This window comes from Bacillus sp. EB V-12 (assembly GCF_056158125.1).
The window spans coordinates 1-2,764 of sequence record NZ_JBUXJL010000039.1; the positions used below are offsets into that span (position 1 = coordinate 1).

1 protein-coding gene and 1 pseudogene are annotated in these 2,764 nt (G+C 35.1%); both read left to right on the plus strand.

The annotated features are described in order from the left end of the window. Positions 1-1,166 (plus strand): annotated as a pseudogene (locus ACZDYH_RS30215) (IS4-like element IS231Y family transposase); the annotation flags it as partial. 238 nt (positions 1,167-1,404) lie between these two features. Next, positions 1,405-2,616 carry an IS110 family RNA-guided transposase gene (locus ACZDYH_RS30220; RefSeq protein ID WP_410999889.1) on the plus strand — a complete coding sequence of 404 codons (1,212 nt, stop codon included), beginning with the start codon at positions 1,405-1,407 and terminating at the stop codon, positions 2,614-2,616. Positions 2,617-2,764 lie beyond the last annotated feature (148 nt).

Consider the following 2,764-nt stretch of genomic DNA (forward strand, 5'->3'; position numbering starts at 1 on the left):
AGTAAGTACCAAGCAAAAGATTTAGTCGCTTTATGTGTATGGGTGAGCCAAAATGTAGCTATGACTTCTTTAACTCAGTTATCTAGCTGTTTAGAAGCATCAACAGAAGTACTTATCAGCCCTGAGGGCTTGAATCAACGATTTAATAAAGCGGCTGTTCAATTTTTACAACACCTATTAGCTGAACTACTAAACCAAAAACTGACCTCATCTATGCCAATTTCTTATCCATATACTTCTGTTTTTAAGCGTATTCGTATTTTAGATTCAACTGCATTTCAACTTCCGGATACATTTTCATCAATTTATCCTGGTGCGGGAGGATGCAGCCATACAGCGGGAGTAAAGATACAGCTTGAGTATGATTTATTAAGTGGACAATTCCTTCATATTCATACAGGTCCAGATAAACAACATGATCGAACCTACGGTTCTTTGTGTGTCCCAACTGTGGCAGCGAATGATCTATGTATCCGAGATTTAGGGTATTTTCATTTGAAAGATCTTCAACATATACAAGATCAAAAGGCTTACTATATCTCTCGTATCAAATCGAATACACGTATTTATCAAAAAAATCCCAATCCTGATTATTTTCGAGATGGAAGAATCAAAAAAGGTACGGAGTATATACAGATAGATATGGAGGTCTTAATGAACTCTCTTCAGCCAGGACAAACGTATGAAATATCCGACGCTTATGTAGGAATGACTGATAAAGTACCAACTCGTGTGATTGTTCATCGACTAACAAAAAAACAACAAAAAAAAACGATTAGACGATCAAACGGTAAGAGAAAAAAAGAAAGGAATGAAGTATTCTGCTCGTAGTAAACGACTTAGCGGTATCAATGTATATATGACAAATACCCCTATAGATATTGTCCCGATGGGACAAGTACATGATTGGTATTCTTTACGTTGGCAAATCGAGATTTTATTTAAAACATGGAAATCATTCTTTCATATTCATTATTGTAAAAAGATAAAACGAGAACGATTGGAATGCCATTTGTATGGGCAACTGATTGCCATTCTACTTTGTTCTTCTACCATGTTTCAAATGCGGCAATTACTTCTTATGAAAAAGAAACGAGAACTGAGTGAATATAAGGCCATATATATGATTAAAGATTACTTTTTTCTTCTTTTCCAATCGATACAAAACATACTAAGATTAGTAGTGCAGACCAAGGCATTGGTTCGCACTACTATTTTTTATATAGTAGAAGTGAAGAGAAGGTCGTGGGTGTCTTGGGATCCTGAATCCGTATACAAAACTGACCTTCTTCACTTACCTTATTTGAATCAGTTTTTAGTATGTTGGTCTTCGAGATCGTGTATAAGAAATGAGAATCTATAAGTGTAAGTTGAAGACTTCAATTCCACCTGAGGAGGAGCTATATGAAACACGTTATTGCATTTGATGTCAGTATGGGTAAAAGTTATATGGTAATTTATAATGCACAAAAACAATGCGTATTCGAAAGTGAAATCAAGCATTCTAAGCCTGATTTTAAAAAACTACAAGAAAAGATACATAAGCTTACAGATGAAACCGGCGAATCACCTAAAATTGTATTCGAAGCAACAGGGATCTATTCCAGACAGCTAGAACGATTTATGCAAAATAACCAGTATACATATTGTTTATTAAATCCATTAGAAGCCAAAATACAATGTGATTCCTTGCGGATTCATAAGACAGACCGAAGCGACGCACACCGATTAGCTCTCACCCATTTTACGGTTACCCGAAGGGTATCTACCGAAACTGATAATTTATTCTATCAGTTAAAATCTCTATCTAGATTATATAGTGAACTGGATGATGAATTATCAATAATTCGCGGCCGTATGCATAAAGTAATCCAATTAACATTTCCAGAATTGGAAAGAATATTTACTAGTAAATCTGATTTGTTTTTAAATTTTGTTCAACTATTTCCCCACCCAGATTGTGTTTTAGGTCTTTCTAAAACCATTATAAAAAATCGTATTCGTGCCAACACCAATAAAAAAATATCAAATATTACGGCGGAGAAAAAAGCGATTCAGATACTTGAAATAGCGAAAATTTGCTATCCTGCTGTTTCTCAGAACGATGTTCTGTGTGACCAGCTCAAATTATACGCAAGGCGCTATCAAGAGCTTCTTCACCAAAAAGAAAGCTGTATTAGCAAGATGGTGTACGTAGCTAAGCAACGTGCAGAATACGATATCATTCGCAGTCTCCCTGGGATTGGACCCAATACTGCCGTACGCTTGATGGCTGAAATAGGAGATATTACTCGTTTTAACAATAACAAGCAACTCAATGCATTTGCTGGTATTGATATACGCCGTTTTCAATCAGGTAAAACCTTTTTTAAAGATAAAATCAATAAACGTGGAAATAAGCATTTGCGGAAGCTCCTTTTCCTTATCATCCAGAACATGATTAAACAACGACGTTACGGACAAAATCATATTGTTGAGTATTACGATAAATTAAAAACGCAACCTTATAACAAGTGTCATAAAGTTGCGTCCATTGCATGTGTAAATAAATTATTGAAGCTTCTCTTCTATCTCATTACACATAATATGCACTATGATTATCGGTTAACCGCCTGAAACCATAGTTTCATCCATCATACCATATCTTTCCCCTAGTAAAAAACGAACACATATTAGGGGTATTTGGTTTGCATTCTATTCGTCTTGAAATTTCTGGAATCCAATCAATTATAGCTCTAAAAAACAGTTGACTAATCGTAAGAAA